Genomic DNA, 19945 nt, shown 5'->3' with positions numbered 1-19945 from the left:
ATGCGGTCCTCACGGGGAACGGCGATTGGGTAGGCGCCCCACCCGTGCGCGTCAATGCCGGGCGAACGTGTCGAGGCCGTGGCCGGAGCGGTTCGCGCTGGGGAAACCCGGGAATCGGTCCGGTCGGGTCAGTTCCGCTCGCGGCACTGTGCGCAGAGCCCGTTCAGCTCCAGCACGCGCTGGCGCGGCTCGAAGCCCGCCGCCCGGGCCGCCCAGGCCAGATCCCGCCCCACGGCGTGGGAGGTCACTTCCCGCGTGTCGCCGCAGGCCTCGCAGATGAGGAACAGCGCCACCTCGCCCGCCTCATGGGCATGGCCGCAGGCGAGGAAGGCGTTGCGGCTCTCGATGCGGTGGGCCAGCCCTTCCGAGACCAGGAAGTCCAGCACCCGGTAGACCGACATGGGCGGCGGCTTCTCGCCGTCGCTCGCCAGCCGCTCCACCAGTTCGTAGGCGCCCAGCGGCACATGGCTTTCAGCCAGCGCCTCCATCACGCGCCGTCGCAGCGGGGTGAGGCGCAGGCCCTTCTCGGCGCAGCGCTGCTCCACCCGCGCCAGGGCGCCGGCCACGCACTGTCCGTGGTCATGGTCGTGCGCGTGAGGGTCGCGGGCAACGGTGGCGGGATCGGGCAGGGCAGCAGGCATAAGAGATAGTGTAACGCGACCCGCGCGCGGTTTCCAGGCGAATGCCGCAAGGTAAGGCTTTGTCGTGCGCCGGGATGGCAGGCCCCCGTTGCACCGCATCGTTTTGCGGCGCAAGGTGCGCGGCGCAGCGGGACGTGACGCCATCGTCACAGCCTGCGGGTTAAATCCGGTGCGGTGCCGCTCGGGCGCCGTTTCGCCATCATGGGGTACCAGCATGTCCTTGAAGGGTAAGGTCGCCGTCGTCACGGGCTCCACCAGCGGGATCGGTCTCGCCATTGCCCGCGCCTATGCCGAGCAGGGCGCGAACCTCGTCATCAACGGCCTCGGCGATGCGGCGGCGATCGAAGCCGAGCGCGCCAAGATCGAAAGCGATTTCGGCGTGAAGGCGCTCTATTCCGACGCCAACATGCTGAGCCATGTTGAGATCGAGGGCATGGTGAAGCTTGCGGAGACCGAACTGGGCTCCTGCGACATCCTCGTGAACAATGCCGGCATCCAGTATGTGGCCCCGGTCGAGGAATTCCCCATTGAAAAGTGGGACCAGATCATCGCCATCAACCTGTCGGCCGCTTTCTACGCCACCCGCGCCGCCGTGCCGGGCATGAAGGCGCGCAAGTGGGGCCGCATCATCAACACCGCCTCGGCCCATGCGCTGGTGGCCTCGCCGTTCAAGTCCGCCTATGTGGCGGCCAAGCACGGCATTGCCGGCCTCACCAAGACCGTTGCGCTGGAGACGGCCACCTTCGGCATCACCTGCAACGCCATCTGCCCCGGCTATGTGTGGACCCCCCTGGTGGAGAAGCAGATCCCCGACCAGGCCAAGGCTCGCGGCATCTCCGAGGAGCAGGTGAAGCGTGACGTGCTGCTGGCCGCCCAGCCCACCAAGGAGTTCGTGACCGTCGAGGAAGTGGCCGCGCTCGCTCTGTGGCTGACCTCCGACGGCGCCCGCTCCATCACCGGCACCATGCAGCAGATCGACGGCGGCTGGGTCGCCGAATGACGGCGGGGAGGCGGTGATGGCCCGCTCCGGCGCCGTCAAGCCTCTCTCCCTCGCGCTCCAGGGGGGCGGCGCCCATGGCGCCTTCACCTGGGGCGTGGTGGACCGCTTCCTCGAAGAGGAGCGCTTCCCCATCGCGGGCATATCCGGCACCTCCGCCGGGGCCATGAACGCGGTGGTGATGGCGTCCGGCCTTGCGCGCGGCGGTCCTGCCGAGGCGCGCGCCGCGCTCACCAATTTCTGGCGCGATGTCTCGCGCGACGGGCGGCTCTCCCCGCTCCAGCGCACCGCCTTCGACCGCATCATGGGCAATTGGTCGCTGGCCAAGAACCCGGCCTATCTGGCCCTGGAAGTGGCCAGCCGCTTCCTGTCCCCCTACGATTTCAACCCGCTGAACCTCAATCCGCTGCGCGAGATCCTGGAAGCGCATGCCGATTTCGAGGCGATCCGCTCCTCGGACGTGAAGGTGTTCGTCTCCGCCACCAACGTGCATACGGGCCGCGCGCGCATCTTCGGTCACGAGGAGATGACCGCCGACGCGGTGATGGCCTCCGCATGCCTGCCCTTCATCTTCCAGGCGGTGGAGATTGACGGCGTGCCCTATTGGGACGGCGGCTATATGGGCAATCCGCCGTTGCTGCCGCTCTACCAGAAGGTGGGGGCCGACGACATCCTGCTGGTGCAGATCAATCCCATCCTGCGCGAGGAGACGCCGCGCACGGCGGCCGAGATCCAGAACCGCATCAACGAGATCACCTTCAACGCCTCGCTGCTGGCCCAGCTTCGTGCCATCGACCAGACCACCCAGCTCATCGAGCAGGGGATGCTGTCACGTCTCGCGCTCGGTGCCTCGGGCTTCCGCCGGGTGCGGCTGCACCGGGTGGGCGGGGCGGAGCATCTGGTGGATCTCGACCTGTCCTCCAAGCTCAATGCGGAATGGGCCTTCCTCCAGCACCTGCGCGACCTCGGCCGCGCGGCGGCGTCCGACTTCATCGCCGCCCATGGGGATGATGTGGGGAAGAAATCCACCCTCGACTTGCGGCTGGAATTGGCGGACTGAGGCTGAGGGGCGAAGCGCCCGGACGGCATAACCCGCTCTAATGGTCGAAGCGCAGGGTGATGCGCGCCCGCGCGCCGTGGCGCCCGAAGGTCACCTTGTCGCCGAGCCGGGTGAGCATGTAGGCGGCGAACGCGGCCACCTCCTGCGCGTCGCCCAGAAGCGCCTCCGGCGAGGGGCGCTCCTTCGGCGCCTCCATCACCTCGCCCGTATAGAGCAGGAACACGTCGAGATGCGCCTCGTCGAAGCGCGCGCGCAGCTCCACCGTGCCGTGGGCGATGTCGTTGTCCTGCAGCAACTCCAGGGCCTGCGCGGCCACCGGGATGGCCGCCGCCACCACGTCGCGGCGCGCGCCCCACAGGCCGCCCTGCCGCTCCAGGAAAGCCTGGACGGTGAGGAAGGCATTGGAGCCCAGCGGCACGACTTCCCCGGTCTCGCGGGAGATGCCGATGCGGAACAGGAGGTTCAGCAGGATGGCGCTGCACGCCGCCACGGTGAGCGGGGTGGAGAAGAGCGGCTGCGCCCAGAGCGGAAGCTGCGCATTCAGCGGCAGGAGCGCCACCGAGAGCCCCGCCAGCATGGAGAGCCCCACCAGGAACACCCGCCGCTCGGACAATCGCCGGGAGAGGATGAGGTCCATGCCCGCCACCAGCAGATAGGCGGCGGTATAGAGCAGGATGCCGCCGATGACCGGCGAGGGGATGAGGGTGAGGGCGACGATCACCTTCGGGAAGAAGGCCGTGGCCAGCATGGCGACGCCCGCCGCGATGCCGATGACGCGCGCGGTGGCGCCGGTGGCGAAGGCGAGGCCCACGGCCGAGGAGGAGAGCGAGGACTGGAAGCCCGTGGTGAGGCCCTGGAGGATGTTGCCGATGCCCGTGGCGGTGACGGCCCGGCTCGCCGCCCCCATGTCGGCGCGTCGCCAGTCGGCATCGTTCATCTTTTCCAGCGAGACGGTGGTGCTGAGCACGTCCACCACGCCCATCATCACCATGAGGCCCATGAGCGGGATCAATGCGGGCTCGAACTGAAAGGCGGGCAAGGAGAAATGGGGCAGGGCGACCAGATCCACCTGCCCGAGGGCGGCGGAGAAGTCGGTGGTATCCACGCCCCCCGCCACCGCCGTGGCCCAGCCGGCGGACGCCCCGGCGAGCACCGCGAACAGCTTGATCCGGCGCGGCGCGAACACCGTCACCGCCACGATGATGCCCAGTGTCAGCCCCGAGACCAATAGCGCGCCGCCATGGGCCATGGGGTCGCCGAGGCCCATGCCGAGCGCCCGTCGCAGCGCCGGGGCCGCCAGCGACACGCCGAGCATGGTCACCGCCACGCCGCACACTTCCGGGGGCAACAGTACCCGCAGCGGGCGCACCACGCGCGAGATCAGGATCTGCAGGCAGCCCATGAGCAGGGTGTTGGCCGCCATGAGCGCCGGGCCGCCCAGGGTGAGCGACTGGACCGCCAGCGGAATGGCGCCGGGGGATGGCACATGCACGCCGAGATAGCCGCTGCCGAAGCGCGTGCGCAGGCATTGCAGGATGGTGGTGAGGCCGATGCACAGGGTGCAGGCGGTGAGGATGGATTGCGCCCGGTGTGGATCCACCCCTGCCTCGGCGAGGGCGACGATGGGATAGATGAGATAGGTGAGGGCCAGCATGGCATGCTGGGCCGCCAGGGGAATGAGGGCGGGGGCCGGAACCGGGTCCGACAGCCCGTAGATCAGCTCCGGCGGGCGGCGGCCCTGCCGGGTCTGTTCCCGGGGGGGCGCAAGGAAATGACGCACCCGCGTCGCCAGACGCCGCCCCTGCTGGCGTCGGGTCGCGGCGCCCTTCTGTGCACGCGGGTCTGCGCTCACCTGCCCAATGATCCTTTGCCCAACGGCCCGAGAGCGTTTCCGCGCAACGCGGTTCGCGTGAAGGACATGCGTAAAAGACAGAATTCCGCGCTGCCGATTGCGGAATCACCGCTCCATCTCACTCGCAAATGCGGATCGGTTCAACTGCGACGGGGATCGTTGTGCGGCTCAGGGGTGAAAATGCACGATGGTCAGGCATGGTCACGGCTGCGGGAAGAAGAGCGCCGCCCGGTCAGCCGGCGACGAAGGCGCGGATGAGGTGATGGGCGATGGCCACGGGCGGCGGGGTGAAGAGGCCGTCCGGATGGGTGCGGGTGAGCATGGCCGCGGTTTCCGCACGGGAGAACCAGCGGGCATCCTCCAGCTCGTTGCGGTCCACCACGAGATCGATGCTTTCCGCCTGGGCCAGGCAGCCGATCATGAGCGACATGGGGAAAGGCCAGGGCTGCGAGGTGTGGTAGCGCACCGCGCCAACCGTGATGCCCGCCTCCTCCAGAATCTCGCGCCGCACGGCGTCCTCCACCGTCTCGCCCGGCTCCACGAAGCCCGCCAGCGCCGACCACATGCCGGGCGCGAACTGGGGCTGGCGGCCGAGGAGGCAGCGGTCGCCCGAGGCGGTGAGCATGATCACCACCGGGTCGGTGCGCGGGAAATGCTGGGCGCCGCAGGCCGGGCAGTCGCGCCGCCAGCCGCCGTCGCGCGGCCCGCTTTCCTGCCCGCAATTGGCGCAGAAGCGGTGCCGCCCGTGCCAGGCCCCCAGCGCCTTGCCGCAGGCGATGGGGGTCAGGTGTTCCGGCGGCAGCACGCCGCCGGCGGCGATGGAGCGCAGGTCCGACACGAAGAAGCCCTCGGCCTCCAGCGCCTCCCGGCGGCCGGGATCGAACCGCATGGAGAAGCGCGGCACGCCGTCCGACAGGCCGAGGAACAAAGGCGCGGTCCCGCCCAGCGCGCGGGCATGGTCCGGCTCGAACAGCGGCTCCAGCCAGTCGCCCAGCTTGCGGGCCGCCACCAGTTCGCCGCCGATCAGATAGGTGCGCGCGCCCCGCGCCTCCAGGAGCGCCTCCGCCTCGGCGCGGCGGTGGGCCGCGCGGTCGAGGGGGCTGCCCACATAGCCGAGGGCAGGCCAGGGGCCGAGATCGGGGAGCACGGTGGAGGTCATTGGGGGGCGCCTGAGGCGGTCTGAGGGGCGGGGACGGTCGCATGCCCGTGGCGGGCAGGCAAGGCGCGGAACTTAGAGGCCGAGCGCGGTCCTGAGATCGGCCGCGCGGGCCTCCAGGCGCTCGCCCAGGGGCTCGCGGGTGCCCACGCCGAACACCGGGCCGGGCCAGGCGGCATCGCCGGGCACGCGCCCTATCAGATGCACATGAAGCTGGGGCACCATGTTGCCCAGCGCCGCCACGTTCAGCTTGGTGCTTGCGCTCAGCGCCTTCAGCGCCGTTCCGGCCAGGGCGATCTCCTCCATCAGCACCGCCCGCTCGGCGGCGGGCAGGTCCATCACCTCGATGAGGCCCGCACGCCGGGGAATGAGGACGATCCAGAAGAAGCGCGCATCGTTCACGAGGCGCACATGGCACAGCGGAAGGTCGCCGAGGGCGGGGCCGTCGGCGGCGAGGCGGGGATCGAGGGCGAAGGAGGAGCCGGGCGTGTCGGTCATGGCTTTCCTATGCGCCGCCGGGACGGCCTGTTCAAGCCGCGCGCGGGACGCCTTGCAAAAGTCGCGCTTTGCCGCGATATAGGCGCCGGGAGGTTGGCGGTGGACGAGCCACTCGCCAATCGGGTCAGGTCCGGAAGGAAGCAGCCCCAACGAGCCCGGTCTTGGGTCTCTGACCAGCCTCCCACTTCTGTGCCCCTCCGGTCGGAGGGGCCTTTCCCGACATGTCGTGCCCGCTCTCCGTCCCGCGCAGGTTGTCTTCGCGGGCCGCATCCGGCTGGGCCGGCGACCGAGGAGGCGTTCATGTGGGCGATCACCGTCGTTCTTCTCCAGGCCCTCGTGGGGCCGGAGGTCCACGTCATCACCCAGGCGGGCATCTACACGTCCGAGGACGGCTGCAAGGCGGCCATCGCGGCCTCGATTCCCGCGAAGCTGGAGGGCGAGCCCCTCGCCCAGTTCAAGAACGGCTATCGCCGCTATGTGTGCGTGCGGGTCAACGGTGCCGAGGATCTGCGCACGGCCAAGTGAGACGGCCAAGTGAGACGGCCAAGTGAGACGGCCAAGTGAGAACGAGATGTGGGGGGCGTCGTGATTTGCGCGCCGCCGCCCCGCCATGGACTGCCCCGCGCCCCCTTCGCGGTGCTATGAAGGGGCCATGAGCGCGGACACACCCGAAGACAGCCCTTCTTTCGACCTTCCCGCCCCGGCCGCCACCCCGGGCGCCGCGGCTGCGGCCGCGCCCTATCGGGTGCTGGCGCGCAAATATCGTCCGTCCACCTTCGACGATCTCATCGGCCAGGAGCCGATGGTGCGCACCCTGTCCAATGCCTTCGCGTCGGGGCGGATCGCGCAGGCCTATATCCTCACCGGCGTGCGGGGCGTGGGAAAGACCACCACCGCCCGCATCCTCGCCCGCGCGCTCAATTACGAGCCCCCGGCGGGCGGCGGCGGGCCGAGCCTCGACCTGTCGGTGCCCGGCAAGCATTGCCGCGACATCATCGAATCGCGCCATGTGGACGTGATGGAGATGGACGCCGCGTCCAACACCTCCATCAACGACATCCGCGAGATCATCGAAGGGTCGCGCTACCGCCCGGTGATGGCGCGCTACAAGGTCTATATCATCGACGAAGTGCACATGCTCTCCACGGCGGCCTTCAACGGGCTGCTGAAGACGCTGGAAGAGCCGCCCGAGCATGTGAAGTTCATCTTCGCCACCACAGAGATCCGCAAGGTGCCCGTCACCGTGCTGTCCCGCTGCCAGCGCTTCGACCTGCGGCGCGTGGAATCGGGGGTGCTCGCCGCCCATCTCGCGCGCATCTGCGCCAAGGAGGACGTGGAGGTCGATACGGAGGCGCTCTCCACCATCGCCCGTGCGGCGGAAGGCTCGGTGCGCGATTCGCTCTCGCTGCTGGACCAAGCCATCGCCCATGGCGGCGGCCGGGTGGGGGCGGAGGAGGTGCGGCGCCTGCTGGGCCTCGCCGACCGGGCGCGGGTCATCGACCTGTTCGAGGCGCTCATGTCGGGGGATCCCCAGCGGGCGCTGAAGGAATTTCGCGACCAGTATGATTCGGGCGCGGACCCGGCGGTGATCCTCACCGACCTTGCCGAGTTCACCCATCTCGTCACCTGCTTCAAGCTGGTGCCGGAAACCGCCGCCGATGCCTCTTTGGTGCAGGCGGAGCGCGAGCGCGGGGCGGATTTCGCCGCCCGCCTTTTGGTGCGCGACCTGTCGCGAGTGTGGCAGATGCTGCTGAAGGGCATCGCGGAGACGCAGGCGGCGGCCAAGCCCGCCCAGTCGGCGGAGATGGTCCTGGTGCGCATCGCCTATGCGGCCGACCTGCCGAGCCCGGAAGAGGCGCTGCGCAAGCTGCGCGACATGGCGGATGCGCCCGGAGGCGCGCCAGCCTCCGCTCCGGCGCTCCCGCCCGCGCCCGGCGGGGGCACCGCCCGCCTCGCCGTGGCGAGCCGCGCGGAGCCCGCGCGTATGCCCGCCCCGGTGCCTGTCTCCGCGCCCCAGGCCGTCGCCGCCTCGCAGGCGGTGGCCGAAGGGCCGCGTCTGGCGCGGTTCGAGGATCTGGTGGCGCTGGCCGTCGCGCGGCGCGACCTGCTGATGAAGCATGCCCTCGAAACCCATGTGATGCCGGTCCTGTTCGAGGAGGGGCGGTTCGAGTTCGCCCTGGCGCCGGGCGGTAGCCCCAATCTCGTCCAGGACATCTCCCGCAAGCTCCAGGACTGGAGCGGCCGGCGCTGGATGGTGTCCATCACCGCCAAGCGGGAGGGCATGCAGACGCTGGCGGAGACCGCGGCGGCCGTGAAGGCCGAGCGGGAAGTGGGCATCCGCGCCGATCCGCTGGTCCAGGCGGTGCTTGCCCGCTTCCCCAAGGCGCAGATCGTGGATGTGCGCCTGCGCGAGGAAGAGCCGGACCCGACCACCGAGATGGGGCTCGCGCCCGCCGAGGAGGATGCCTATATGGGTCCGGGCCCCGACGATGAACTGGAATACTGACGGAGACCGGCGATGCGCGACCTGATGGGCATGATGAAGCAGGCCAAGGAGCTTCAGGAGCGCATGCAGCAGATGCAGGCGGAAATGGACGGCATCGAGGTGGAGGGCGCCTCCGGCGGCGGCCTCGTCACGGTGCGCACCACCGCCAAGGGCGAAACGAAGGCCGTGCGCATCGACCCCAGCCTGCTGAAGTCCGACGAGGGCGAGATTCTCGAAGACCTGCTGGTGGCCGCCCTCTCCGATGCCCGCCAGAAGGCGGAGCGGGTGATGCAGGAGAAGATGTCGGCGCTGACCGGCGGCCTGCCCTTGCCGCCCGGCCTCAAGCTGTTCTGACCGGCACGCCGGGATCGAACAGGAGCCCGGCCTTCAGGCTGTCCGCGATGCGCTCGGCCTTCGCGATCAGGGCTTCGGCCTCGGGCGCGGGGAAGCGCTCGCGCGCGGTCTCGCGCCACAGGCCGAGCCAGACCGGGAACAGCGCCCCGAACACGGCGGGCGGCAGCGGCAGGGCCTTGTGCACGGCGAACGGATTGCCCTTGTAGCGGGGCGTGCGCAGGGCGACCGTGCACCAGAAGTCCGTGAGCACGTCCATATGGGCGGGCCAGTCCTCCACCGCCGCCTCGAACACCGGGCCCAGCTGCGGGTCAAGCCGCACCTTGGCGTAGAAGGCGTCCAGATGGGCGCGCAGCGCCGCTTCATCGAGGGGCGGGGTGGTGGTCATGATGGGCTTCCTCCCGCGTCCGCTCGAACGGCGCTTCCCGGGCCTGGGCAAGGTCGCGGAACAGCGCCGCGATGAGATCGGACTGGGTGACGATACCCGCAAGCTGGCCCCCGGCGTCAACCACCGGAACCGCATGGAGCCGCCCCTCGGCCATGAGCGGCACGAGGTCCGCCACCGGCGTGTCGGTGCGCACGGCCTGGACACCCACGCTCATGATCTCCTGCACCGAGCCCTGGGGCGCGGCCGCGAGCCGCACCACATGGCGCAGGCGCTGGGCGAACGACACGCGCGGCCCGCTCGCGCTCCAGGCGGCTTTGTCCAGGAGGTCGGTCTGGGTGACGATGCCGACCACGCGGGCGTCCTCGGTCGTCACCGGCAGGGCCTTCACATGATGCCCGCGCAGCAGCGCCAGCGCCGCGCGCATGGAGGTGTCGGGGGCCACCGCCACCACGTTCCGCGTCATGATGTCTCCGCAGCTGGTATGTCCGGAGCGGCGGGCATAGGCGCGCACCTCGGCAAGGCGCAGCACCTGCTCAAGGTCAGCGCGGCTCACGTCCAGCAGGCGGTCATATTGCCGGAGGGCGGCGTCGAGATCCTCCGGGGCAAAGCCCAGGGGCGCGAAGGGGTCGGGCTGTGCCGACGGGCGGGCGGGGGCCGCGGTGGGGTAAGGGCGACCCATGAGGGCGTTGAAGGCGAGCGCGCCGGCCAGCAGCAGCACGGAATTCAGCAGCACGGGCACCAGCACGAAGCCATAGCCCACCGCCTCGACAGCCGGACCGCCGAGCACGGCGGTGAGCGCCACGGCCCCGCTCGGCGGATGGAGGCAGCGCAGGGCGAGCATGATCGCGATGGCGATGCCGCCCGCCAGGGGGGCGGCCAGCAGCGGATCGGGAATGAGCTGTGCCGCCGTGACCCCCACGAGCGCCGCCACCGCATTGCCACCCATGAGGGACCAGGGCTGGGCCAGCGGGCTGGACGGCACCGCGAACAGCAGCACGGAGGACGCGCCCATGGGCGCGATGAGCAGGGGCACGGCCGCCGAGGGGCCGAGCGCGAGGCGCGTGACAAAGCCTGTGACCGCAAGGCCGAACAGGGCACCGACCCCTGCGCGCACCCAGTCCATGGGCGCCACGGGCGGGAGGGTGGGCTGGAAGCGACGCAGGAATGCCAGCAGGCGCGGCGAGAGGGGCGACGGCGACGGGGAGCGCGGCATGGGGCGATGGCCCTCGCAGAATGGGAAAGCTCTGCGCCCGTCCTGAGGCCGGAGGCGAAAGAATGCCGACTTTTGTATCAATCGCTCAATGCGTGGGCAATCTGTACGTGACCGCCGCCGAGCTGGGACGGTGCCGGAGGGCGAGCTGCGGGCGACCCCAAGGGGGCGGCCGGGGCCGCCCACAGCTCTGACCCCGCCCGTTCCGGTTGCGATTTGAACCGGGCGGGGATCTCTGCGCTTACGGATCGTCGGCAGGTGCCGACCTTCACTGCGCGCTGTCGTGACTGGCCAGAACAGGGGCGCCCTGCTGCGGCGGCTTGGCCGCTCCGGCATCAGTCCATTCAGGGGGCAGGCCGAGCTGGCCGCCGACCACACCTGCGAGGCCCGGATAGCGCCCGTGCCGGTCGCAGGCCGCATGCTTCGGCGGCAGCCCCATGGCCGAGCCGATCCGCTGCGCCGAGGGCAGGTCGATGCCGGAACTGGCGAACGGGCTCTCGCCCTTCACGATCAGGGCGCCGAAATCCTCGCCGAACGAATCCGCCAGCTCATAGGCATCGCTCGCCTTGGAGGCCCTGGGCGAGCTGAACAGGGCGTTGGCGCCCCGGGCCCACAACATGGCGGCCACCTGGTGGCCCTTGGGGTCGACCGCTTCCGCTTCCATGGAGAGATTGCCCATTCCGATGGGAATGCGCGGTGTGGGGATCGGAACGCCCAGATCCACGAAATTCATGCCGAGGGAGGCGGCGGCCGAGATGCCGGCCACGATCTCGTCCGTCTCCGTCGCCTGGGTGACGGAGGCCCGCACGATGATATCAGCCGGCGCGTCCGGGGGGACGATCTCCAGGCGGTCGCTCAGGCTGACGCACAGGCCGCGGTCCACCGCATTGGCAATGAGCTGTCTCTGCTCATTGGTCATTTTGGGTGCCAGAGCAGGGGAGAAGGTCGCGGGGAGAATCTTGGCGGTCTTGGCGGCCAGGACCTTCTCCTTGTCCACCTTGACGAGCGACTTGGTGATCAGCCCGTCCGAGGGCTGCAGCGCGTCATAGGTGGACAGCCCGACGCCCTGCACGATGGGCGCGGACGCGCAGCCGCCCAGCAGGCAGGCCATGGCCAGCAGGCCGGCATATTCGGCGCTACGAAGCGAGGGCATCGACCGCTCCCGGCAGGCTGGACGCCGCATGGGGCCGAGCGCGTGATGCCCCGGTCCGGGCGAGCCGCCTGAGGCCGCCGCGCGCGGCGGATGCCGCCAGGGCGACCGCATTGGGCAGCAGGCCCGCCCCATTCCCGGCGATCATCGCGTAATACACATAGGTATGTATGAAAATCTTCTTCAAAATCTTCGAGATATTATGCGGGTGATCAGTCTTGGTGGGCTTTTCCCGCTCGGGCAGAGCGTGGCCAGCGTTTGGTCGAGATGGAATGCACATGCGGCGCTCTCCAATAGTGCCCGGCGCAGGTATTCAGCGGACGGAAATAGAGGTAGAGGCGGTTGTGGATTTAAATCGGACCGTAAATTTCGGATTGCGTCTGGCGGGAAGAATTTGATGTCAAAAGATGTCTGCGGTCGTTTCTGACAGCATTTGACACAAAAAAGCACTCGCGGCCTCGCTACTCCGGTGGCTACATCAATTCCCGGACGAACACGGACCGATCACGGCTGCTCATGAGCACACCAGCGCCCCAGCTTCTCGTTGCCGACGATGACAAGGAAATCCGAAAGCTCCTCGGCCGCTATCTGCAGGAGCAGGGATTCCGCGTCCTGCTCGCCTCCAGTTGCGGGGAGGTGCACGAGAAGATCGCGAACCATCAGGTCGATCTCATCATTCTCGACGTGATGCTGCCCGACGGCTCCGGGCTGGACCTGTGCCGAGACCTGCGGGCGGCGCGGTCGAACATTCCCGTCATCCTGCTCACCGCCTTGCAGGAGGACGTGGACCGGATCATCGGCCTTGAGATCGGCGCCGACGACTATCTCGGAAAGCCCTTCAATCCGCGCGAATTGGCCGCCCGCGTGCGCGCGGTGCTGCGCCGGGGGGTGAATTCCCGCCCCGATCCGAGCAAGGCCGGGCTGTTGCAGTTCGAGGATTTCATCGTGGATTCCGCCGTCCGCTCGGTCACGGATCGCGCGGGCGCCGCCATCCAGCTGACGGGGGCCGAGTTCGATCTCCTCATGATCTTCCTCGATCGGCCCGGCCGCCTCTTGTCCCGCGAGATGCTCCTGGACCTGACGCGCCGCCGCGACGGCGATGTGCTCGACCGCTCCATCGACGTGCTGGTCAGCCGCCTGCGGCGCAAGCTCTCCCACGGCCATGAGGGGCAGATCTTCAAGGCGATCCGCAACGGCGGATATCAGTTCGCCGCCAAGGTCAGCCCCCTGGATCCATAGACATTTGGTTTTCGCGTTTCCGTCACGCGAACCGCTTCACACTTCGCTCGGAAACGCTCCAGGCATGCAGACGCTTCGCGCAAAGTTCGCCCTTCTGCTGGTGGGGGCCATCGTCTCGGTGGTCGTCCTCATTACGCTGGCGGTGATGTATTTCTTCGCCACCTCCACGCAGACCCAGGTCCAGCTTCTCGCCAATCAGCTCATCATCATGGAGCGGCTGGCCAAGCAGGCCCCCGACGCGCCGGGGCTGTCGCGCCAGCCCGACGCGGGCGCTCCGGACGTGGACCAGACGGACCTTCTGCGCGCCGCCACCGCCGCGCTGGGGACGCCCCTGGACCTTGCCGTGACCTATAAGGCGGATGATCCCAGCTTTCGGGTCGTCTCGCTGCGCGTGGGGCCGAGCGGGTGGGTTCAGGTGGAGATCGACCCACCGTCGGAGCCCCAACTCTGGGTGTGGCTCGCCTTGATCACGCTCGGTGTCGGCTCGGTCGCGGTGTTTGCGAGCAACCGCATGAGCAAGCCGCTCACCCTCCTGGAAAGCGCGGTGGAGCAGGTCGGCCCGGACGGGACGCTCCCCACTTTGGCGGAGAAGGGCCCGGAAGAAGTGCGCGCCACGGCAGCCGCCATCAATGCCCTGTCCGCCCGCCTGAAGCTGGCGGTCGAAAGCCGGATGCGGCTGGTGGCGGCCGCCGGCCATGATCTGCGCACCCCCCTGACCCGCATGCGGCTGCGCGCGGAATTCGTGAGCGATGACGAGGATCGCGCACTGTGGCTCCAGGATATCGACGAATTGCAGCGCATCGCCCACAGCGCCATCCAGCTGGTCCATGAGGAAACCTCGAAGACACCCCCCGAGGCCGTCCAGCTGGACGATCTGGTGCGGACCATTGCCGGGGAGCTGCGGGAGCAGGGGTTCGATATCGCGGTGGCGGAGACCTGCGATATCCAGGTCCGCGCGAGCCGCCTGCGCCTGAGCCGCGCGCTGCGGAACCTGTTCATCAATGCGGCCACCCATGGCGTGCGCGGCGTGGTGAGCGTGAGCGCCGGGGCAACGGCCCGCATCACCATTTCCGACGAGGGGCCGGGCATCGCGGCGGACAGTCTGGAGCAGGTGTTCGAGCCATTCTTCCGGGCCGACCGCGCCCGGAGCCAGAACATTCCCGGCACGGGTCTCGGCCTCACCATCTCCCGCGAAATCGTCCGCAAGGCCGGCGGCGACATCACCATCACCAACCGGCCGGGCGGCGGCCTCATCCAGGTAGTCGAATTGCCCCTCGGTGGCTCCGGCCCGCATCCCGCCTGAGGCGCGAGCGGCCCACCCCCATCCTCATCCCCTGGCGTGGCGCCGCATGGCGCTCTATGTCTTGGCATCAGCCCGGTTCCCTCACGCGAACCCCTTCATGCTTCGCCGGGACGTGCTTTCCTGGCAAAGTCCCCCGTCGCGAGTCCCGCAGCATGCCCCGTGCCGTCGCCGGCCCCGAGATCGAGCGCCTGATCCAGCTCCTGTCCCGCCTGCCCGGGCTCGGCCCGCGCTCGGCGCGGCGGGCGGCGCTGCATCTCATCAAGAAGCGCGAGACGCTCATGTCGCCTTTGAACGCCGCCCTCGGCGACGTGCTGGGCAAGATCGTGGAATGCCGGGTGTGCGGAAATCTCGATGTCCGCGACCCCTGCACCGTGTGCACCGATGCGGAGCGCGAGGCGGGCACGCTGGTGGTGGTGGCGGATGTATCGGACCTGTGGGCGCTGGAGCGCTCGGGGGCCCTGAAGGCGCGCTACCATGTGCTGGGCGGCGTGCTCTCGCCCCTGGACGGGATCGGTCCCAACGACCTCAACATCGCCTCGCTGGCGGAGCGGGTGCCGCGCGAGGGCGTGCAGGAGGTGATCCTGGCCTTGGGCGCCACGGTGGATGGGCAGACCACGGCCCATTATCTCACCGACCTGCTGCGGGATGCGGGCGTGACCGTCACGCGGCTTGCCCAGGGCGTGCCGGTGGGCGGGGAGCTGGATTATCTGGACGAGGGCACTTTGGCTGCGGCCATCCGGGCGCGCACGCCCATCTGAGCCCGCGCCATGGGGGCATTCGGCCATGCCCATAAGGAAAATCCGGGCGGCGCCGCCGCCCGGAACCTCTCATCCCGGTGCGGGATGAGAGGACGGGTGACCTGGATCAGGCGGCGGCGAGGGCGGCCAGTTCCTTGTCCACGAAGTACTTGGAGTTCGGGCCTTCGCCGATGAGGTCGATCCGGTCGAGGATCTGGCGGCAGAGCTTCTCTTCCTCGTGCTGCTCGGCGGCGAACCACTGCAGGAACTGGTCGGTCTCGTAGCTGTGCTCGTCACGGGCCATCTCGATGGCCTCGTAGATGTGCGTGGAGACCTTCCGCTCCTCGTCCTGGATGCGCAGGAACAGATCACGGATGCTGGCAGAATCCACCACCGGCTTCGGCAGGGCCTTCAGCGCGATGGGCGCGCCGAGATCGTCGAGGAAGCTGAAGAACTTCATCATGTGCGTGCGCTCTTCGGCGGCATGCACCAGCAGGAAGGCCTTCGCGCCCTCGAACTTGTTCTCGGACGCCCAGGCGGCGCACTGCAGATAGATGTGATGGGCCTCAAGCTCGCCGTTGAGCAGCTCGTTCAGCTTGGCCTCAAGCTTTTCGCTAACCATCGTCTTACTCCACGAGAAAGGCCGCGCCGGAACGGCGGGACCGGAAAAGAATTACGAAGCGCGGTGCAGCCCCGTTGCGGCCGGTCAGCCGCCGGGAATCCAGCCCACTGTCTGGCCCAGCACCACCACGTTCAGGATGAGCAGGATCAAGGTGGCGGGCCACATGACGGCGCGCACCCAGCCCTTGTTCACCATGTCGCCCATGATGGAGCGGTCGTCGGTGAGCATGACCAAAGGCAGCATGGCGAAGGGAAGCTGGATGGACAGGATCACCTGGCTCCACATGAGGATATCGACCGGATGCGCATGCATCAGGATTGCGATCAGCGCCGGGGCCATGGTGACAAGGCGCGTGCACAGGCGGATGACAAACGGATTGACGTGTTCGGTTTTCAGGAAGCCCTCGAACACCACCTGGCCGGCCAGGGTGGCCGAGGTGGAGGAGGCGACGCCCGAGACCAGCAGCGCGAGGGCGAAGATGATGCCCGCGCCCTGGCTGAGGATGGGGACCAGCGTCTTGTAGGCATCGCTGAAGGACTGGATGACCGTGCCGTCCTTCAGGAAGATGGGATGGAACACCGCCGCCGCCACCACCAGGATGGCCGCATTGATGAACCAGGCCACGAACAGCGACACGTTGGTGTCCCACAGCGACCAGCCATAGAGCACCCGCGGCGCCGCCAGATTCTCCTTCAGGCGCGAGATGGCCAGATGGGAATGCAGGTAGAGATTGTGCGGCATGATGGTGGCGCCGATGATGCCCACCGCCACGAACAGCGCGTCAGCGCTGAGGATGTCCGCCGAAGGCACCACGCTGTCGATGGCCACCAGAGCATAGTCCGGGCGGCTCATGATCATCTCGACCACATACATGACCGAAACGGTGGTGAGGAAGGCGAGGAAGATGGTCTCCACCGCCCGGAAGCCCCAGCGGTTCAGCAGCAGGATCAGGAACACGTCGATGATGGTGATCAGCGCGCCTTCCCACAGCGGGATGCCGAGCAGCAGCTGGAGCGCCACCGCGACGCCGATGATCTCGGCCAGATCCGTGGCCATCATGGAGATGACGGCGGAGACGAAGAAGATCTTCGCCATCCAGGGCGGATAGCGCTCGGCGCAATGCTGGGCGAGGTCCTTGCCCGAGGCGATGCCCAGCTTGGAGCACAGATTCTGCACCAGCGCGCCGATCAGGCAGCTGAGGGAGAGGACCCAGAGCAGGCTGTAGCCGAACTGGCTGCCCGCCTGCAGGTCCGTGGCCCAGTTGCCGGGGTCGAAATAGCCGATGGAGATGATGAAGGCCGGGCCGAAGAACTTCCACCAGACGGGGCGCTTGATGGGGTCGGAGCCGGGAACCTGGTACGCTTCGCCGCGCGGCAGCGGGATCTCCGGCATTTGCGGCCGGAGGTCGGACGTCTTGCTCATGCCCCAGCCTTTCCCCACACCCCAGCAGGCCCAAAGGCATCGCCAAGGACCTGCTTCCGAAGGGAAACTGACGGAGAGGCGCAGGGGGATCAACCGCGCAAGGATGGTACAGGGCTACTTTTATATTGGAATAATTCGATACGTTGTTCCGGAGTCCAGCGAGGAAGCCGCTTTACCCCTTTTCCTGGAAGGCTTCCGATGTTTGCGGATGAAAAACGTCCCGCTCAAACTGCCGGGAGATCGCTCCAAAGTGGATGCATCTCCTTGCATCCACTTTGGCCGATGAGTTGATCCATATCAAAAACTTAACCGCTACCGATCCCGCTCAGACATGCTCGCCCACGCGCTCGAGCCACTGGTCCTCGGTGATCACTTCCACGCCCAGCGCCTGCGCCTTTTCGAGCTTCGATCCGGCACCCGGGCCGGCGACCACCAGATGGGTCTTGGCAGATACTGAGCCGGCAACTTTTGCCCCCAGCCGCTCCGCCATGGCCTTCGCCTCTTCCCGCGTCATCCGCTCCAGGCTGCCCGTGAACACCACGGTCTTGCCTGCGACGGGCGAGCCCGAGGCGGTCGGGGCGGCCTGGGCCGCCACCCGCACCTCGGCCCGCAGCGCGTCCAGCAGCGCGCGGTTGCGGTCCTCGGCGTAGAATTCGCAGAGCGAGGAGGCGGCCACCTCGCCCACGTCCGGCACGCCCGCGAGGTCCCGGAATTCGGGACGGGGCATCTGCTGGTGGGCGGCGGCGAGGGCGGCGAGGATGTCCGCATCCGCGCCATAGACGGTGCGCAGGGCCACGCGCTGGCGGGAATTCAGCTTTGCCCGATCGAACACCATGCGCAGGGTTGTTTCCGGATCGGCGCCCGCCTCCGTCGCGGTGGGGATCGTCTCGGTGGCGATCGCCGCCACCAGCCCTTCCGCCCGCGTCTGGCCGACGCCCGCAATGCCGAGAAGCCTCAGCCATGCCTCTCCCGGGCGGCCCGGAACGGCCGCCTCCAGGGTTTCCAGCAGCGCGTCCAGGCTGAGATAGCGTTTCGCGAGCGCTTTCGCCGTGGCCTCGCCCACATGGCGCACGCCCAGAGCAAACAGGAAGCGGGGGAAGGTCACGTCGCGCCGCTCGTCGATGGCGGCCAGCAGCTTCTCCACGCCGAGAAACTGCCGCTGGTCTTCGGAGCGCACAGTCTTGCGCGCCCTGCCGGTCTCCGCCTCGCGCTCCCGTGCGCGCTGTTCGCGCTGGGCGAAGAAGGCCTTGCGCAGCTCCTCGCCATGGTCCTGCAGGCGGAAGATGTCGGCGGGGGTGCGCACCAGGCCCGCATCGAACAGGAGCTGCACATTCTCGTCGCCCAGCCCCTCGATGTCGAAGGCGTTGCGCGACACGAAATGGCGGATGCGCTCCACCGCCTGGGCCGGGCAGACGAGCCCGCCGGTGCAGCGGCGCACGGATTCGTTTTCCTCCCGCACCGCATGGGAGCCGCAGGCGGGGCAGGTGTGCGGGAAGGCGTACGGCGCGGCATGCGCCGGGCGGCGGTCCAGCACCACGTTGACCACCTGGGGGATGACATCCCCGGCGCGCTGGATGGTGAGGAAATCGCCGATGCGGATGTCGATGCCGCCGCGAATGGGCTCGCCGTCGCCGCCGATGCCCTGGATATAATCCTCATTGTGCAGCGAGGCGTTGGAGACCACGACGCCGCCCACCGTGATGGGGGCGAGCTTGGCCACGGGGGTGAGCGCGCCGGTGCGCCCCACCTGGATGTCGATGTCCAGAAGCTCGGTCACCGCCTGCTCGGCGGGGAATTTGTGCGCGATGGCCCAGCGTGGGGAGCGCGAGATGAAGCCGAGCCGCCGCTGAAGCTCCAGGCTGTCCACCTTGTAGACCACGCCGTCGATATCGTAGCCGAGCGTCGCCCGCCGCTCCCCGATCATGCGGTAATGGGCGAGCAGGTCCGCCGCCGAGCGGCAGAGGACCGTGAGGGGATTGGTGGGCAGCCGCCAGCGCGCGAAGGCGTCCACCATGCCGTGCTGGGTCTCCGCCGGGCGGCTGGAGGCTTCGCCCCAGGCATAGGCGAAGAAGCGCAGCGGGCGGCTTGCGGTGATGTTGGAATCCAGCTGGCGCAGCGAGCCGGCGGCGGCGTTGCGCGGATTGGCGAATTCCGGCTTCCCCGCCTCGGTCTGGCGGGCATTGAGGGCGAGGAAGTCCTGCGCGCCCATATAGACCTCGCCGCGCACGTCGATCACGTCCGGGACGTCCGCGCCCGCCAGCCGGTCCGGGATCTCCCCGATGGTGCGGACATTGGCGGTCACGTCCTCGCCCACTTGCCCGTCGCCGCGCGTGGCGGCGCTCACGAGGCGGCCGCTTTCATAGCGCAGCGAACAGGACAGGCCGTCGATCTTGGGCTCGGCGGTGAAGGTGACCGTATCGTCCGGGCCGAGATCGAGGAACCGCTTCACCCGTTCCACGAACTCCTCCACCTCCGCGTCGGAGAAGGCGTTGGCCAGGGAGAGCATGGGCACCTGGTGGGTGATCTTGGCGAACTTCGACACCACCGCAGCGCCGACCCGCTCGGACAGGCTCTCCGCGTCCTTCAATTCCGGAAAGCGGGCCTCGATGTCCTCATAGCGGCGCCGCAGCCGGTCATACTCCCCATCGGACACCGTGGGCGCGTCGTCCTGGTAGTAGCGCCGGTCATGGCCGGCGATCTCGTCGGCGAGCACGGCCAGTTCGTTGGCCGCATCCTCGCGGGCAAGGTCGCCCACCGGCACGGCGCGCAGCGGCGAGGGGGCGGAGAGCGGCGTGGCGGCGGAGGGCGTGTCGGTCATGGTGCCGTTTTTCGCG

At 68.7% G+C, this 19945-nt stretch carries 19 protein-coding genes and 1 other RNA gene; 9 read left to right on the top strand and 11 right to left on the bottom strand.

Annotated features, from left to right (window positions below; all coding sequences use genetic code 11):
- Nucleotides 1–128: 128 nt before the first annotated feature.
- The gene (locus EJJ38_RS03470; protein ID WP_338021842.1) at nucleotides 129–566 is read right to left on the bottom strand and encodes a Fur family transcriptional regulator; all 438 of its coding nucleotides are present in this window, start codon (nucleotides 564–566) and stop codon (nucleotides 129–131) included.
- Between the two features lie 289 nt (nucleotides 567–855).
- Here EJJ38_RS03470 and EJJ38_RS03465 point away from each other — a divergent pair, with 289 nt between their 5' ends.
- Nucleotides 856–1641 (top strand): 3-hydroxybutyrate dehydrogenase, encoded by a 786-nt coding sequence (locus tag EJJ38_RS03465; RefSeq protein ID WP_127088726.1) that lies wholly within the window; start codon nucleotides 856–858, stop codon nucleotides 1639–1641.
- A gap of 16 nt (nucleotides 1642–1657) precedes the next feature.
- Nucleotides 1658–2698, top strand: a complete 1041-nt coding sequence (locus EJJ38_RS03460) for a patatin-like phospholipase family protein (RefSeq protein ID WP_127088725.1) — start codon at nucleotides 1658–1660, stop codon at nucleotides 2696–2698.
- Nucleotides 2699–2735: 37 nt separating this feature from the next.
- Here the strand turns inward: EJJ38_RS03460 and EJJ38_RS03455 are convergent, their stop codons facing one another.
- The 3 genes from EJJ38_RS03455 to EJJ38_RS03445 form a co-directional block, all read right to left on the bottom strand.
- Nucleotides 2736–4550, bottom strand: coding sequence for a uracil-xanthine permease family protein (locus EJJ38_RS03455; protein ID WP_127088724.1), 1815 nt, complete (start codon nucleotides 4548–4550; stop codon nucleotides 2736–2738).
- Between the two features lie 232 nt (nucleotides 4551–4782).
- Nucleotides 4783–5709 (bottom strand): NAD(+) diphosphatase, encoded by a 927-nt coding sequence (nudC, locus tag EJJ38_RS03450; RefSeq protein ID WP_127088723.1) that lies wholly within the window; start codon nucleotides 5707–5709, stop codon nucleotides 4783–4785.
- A gap of 72 nt (nucleotides 5710–5781) precedes the next feature.
- Nucleotides 5782–6204, bottom strand: a complete 423-nt coding sequence (locus tag EJJ38_RS03445; protein WP_127088722.1) for an HIT domain-containing protein — start codon at nucleotides 6202–6204, stop codon at nucleotides 5782–5784.
- An 87-nt stretch (nucleotides 6205–6291) separates the two neighbouring features.
- Here EJJ38_RS03445 and ffs point away from each other — a divergent pair.
- The 4 genes from ffs to EJJ38_RS03425 all read left to right on the top strand — a co-directional run bounded on the left by ffs (nucleotide 6292) and on the right by EJJ38_RS03425 (nucleotide 9043).
- Nucleotides 6292–6390, top strand: an RNA gene (gene ffs, locus EJJ38_RS03440) — signal recognition particle sRNA small type.
- 114 nt (nucleotides 6391–6504) lie between these two features.
- The gene (locus tag EJJ38_RS03435) at nucleotides 6505–6729 is read left to right on the top strand and encodes a hypothetical protein (RefSeq protein WP_127088721.1); all 225 of its coding nucleotides are present in this window, start codon (nucleotides 6505–6507) and stop codon (nucleotides 6727–6729) included.
- Between the two features lie 127 nt (nucleotides 6730–6856).
- Nucleotides 6857–8710 (top strand): DNA polymerase III subunit gamma/tau, encoded by a 1854-nt coding sequence (locus EJJ38_RS03430; protein WP_127088720.1) that lies wholly within the window; start codon nucleotides 6857–6859, stop codon nucleotides 8708–8710.
- Nucleotides 8711–8722: 12 nt separating this feature from the next.
- Nucleotides 8723–9043, top strand: a complete 321-nt coding sequence (locus EJJ38_RS03425) for a YbaB/EbfC family nucleoid-associated protein (RefSeq protein WP_127088719.1) — start codon at nucleotides 8723–8725, stop codon at nucleotides 9041–9043.
- Here EJJ38_RS03425 and EJJ38_RS03420 read toward each other — a convergent pair.
- The 4 genes from EJJ38_RS03420 to EJJ38_RS03405 all read right to left on the bottom strand — a co-directional run bounded on the left by EJJ38_RS03420 (nucleotide 9030) and on the right by EJJ38_RS03405 (nucleotide 12068).
- A complete protein-coding gene (locus EJJ38_RS03420; RefSeq protein ID WP_127088718.1) occupies nucleotides 9030–9428 on the bottom strand; it encodes a group III truncated hemoglobin in 399 nt (132 codons plus the stop codon). The genes EJJ38_RS03425 and EJJ38_RS03420 overlap by 14 nt on opposite strands.
- The gene (locus tag EJJ38_RS03415; protein ID WP_127088717.1) at nucleotides 9403–10641 is read right to left on the bottom strand and encodes an HPP family protein; all 1239 of its coding nucleotides are present in this window, start codon (nucleotides 10639–10641) and stop codon (nucleotides 9403–9405) included. The genes EJJ38_RS03420 and EJJ38_RS03415 overlap by 26 nt, the downstream gene beginning before the upstream one ends.
- Before the next feature lie 265 nt (nucleotides 10642–10906).
- Complete coding sequence (locus EJJ38_RS03410; protein ID WP_127088716.1) at nucleotides 10907–11791, bottom strand: DUF3313 domain-containing protein; 885 nt, start codon at nucleotides 11789–11791, stop codon at nucleotides 10907–10909.
- On the bottom strand, nucleotides 11775–12068 hold the full coding sequence (locus EJJ38_RS03405) for a hypothetical protein (RefSeq protein WP_127088715.1): 294 nt from the start codon (nucleotides 12066–12068) through the stop codon (nucleotides 11775–11777). The genes EJJ38_RS03410 and EJJ38_RS03405 overlap by 17 nt, the downstream gene beginning before the upstream one ends.
- Nucleotides 12069–12304: 236 nt before the next feature.
- Here EJJ38_RS03405 and EJJ38_RS03400 point away from each other — a divergent pair, with 236 nt between their 5' ends.
- From EJJ38_RS03400 to recR, 3 genes are all read left to right on the top strand, one after another.
- On the top strand, nucleotides 12305–13027 hold the full coding sequence (locus tag EJJ38_RS03400; RefSeq protein WP_127088714.1) for a response regulator: 723 nt from the start codon (nucleotides 12305–12307) through the stop codon (nucleotides 13025–13027).
- A 64-nt stretch (nucleotides 13028–13091) separates the two neighbouring features.
- Nucleotides 13092–14330 carry an ATP-binding protein gene (locus EJJ38_RS03395; protein WP_127088713.1) on the top strand — a complete coding sequence of 413 codons (1239 nt, stop codon included), beginning with the start codon at nucleotides 13092–13094 and terminating at the stop codon, nucleotides 14328–14330.
- Between the two features lie 152 nt (nucleotides 14331–14482).
- Nucleotides 14483–15088: a recombination mediator RecR gene (gene recR, locus EJJ38_RS03390; RefSeq protein ID WP_127088712.1), complete on the top strand. Its 606-nt coding sequence runs from the start codon at nucleotides 14483–14485 to the stop codon at nucleotides 15086–15088.
- 106 nt (nucleotides 15089–15194) lie between these two features.
- Here recR and EJJ38_RS03385 read toward each other — a convergent pair whose 3' ends face one another.
- The 3 genes from EJJ38_RS03385 to ligA form a co-directional block, all read right to left on the bottom strand.
- Complete coding sequence (locus EJJ38_RS03385) at nucleotides 15195–15689, bottom strand: ferritin (RefSeq protein WP_127088711.1); 495 nt, start codon at nucleotides 15687–15689, stop codon at nucleotides 15195–15197.
- 84 nt (nucleotides 15690–15773) lie between these two features.
- Nucleotides 15774–17111 (bottom strand): Nramp family divalent metal transporter, encoded by a 1338-nt coding sequence (locus tag EJJ38_RS03380; protein WP_205666094.1) that lies wholly within the window; start codon nucleotides 17109–17111, stop codon nucleotides 15774–15776.
- Nucleotides 17112–17436: 325 nt separating this feature from the next.
- Entirely contained in the window at nucleotides 17437–19929 is a 2493-nt protein-coding gene (ligA, locus tag EJJ38_RS03375) for an NAD-dependent DNA ligase LigA (RefSeq protein WP_205666093.1), read from the bottom strand.
- Nucleotides 19930–19945: the final 16 nt, after the last annotated feature.

This window comes from Aquabacter cavernae (genome assembly GCF_003993795.1).
GTDB lineage: Bacteria > Pseudomonadota > Alphaproteobacteria > Rhizobiales > Xanthobacteraceae > Aquabacter > Aquabacter cavernae.
The sequence above is the reverse complement of the archived record's forward strand: the minus strand, read 5'-3'. Positions and strand labels throughout refer to the sequence as shown.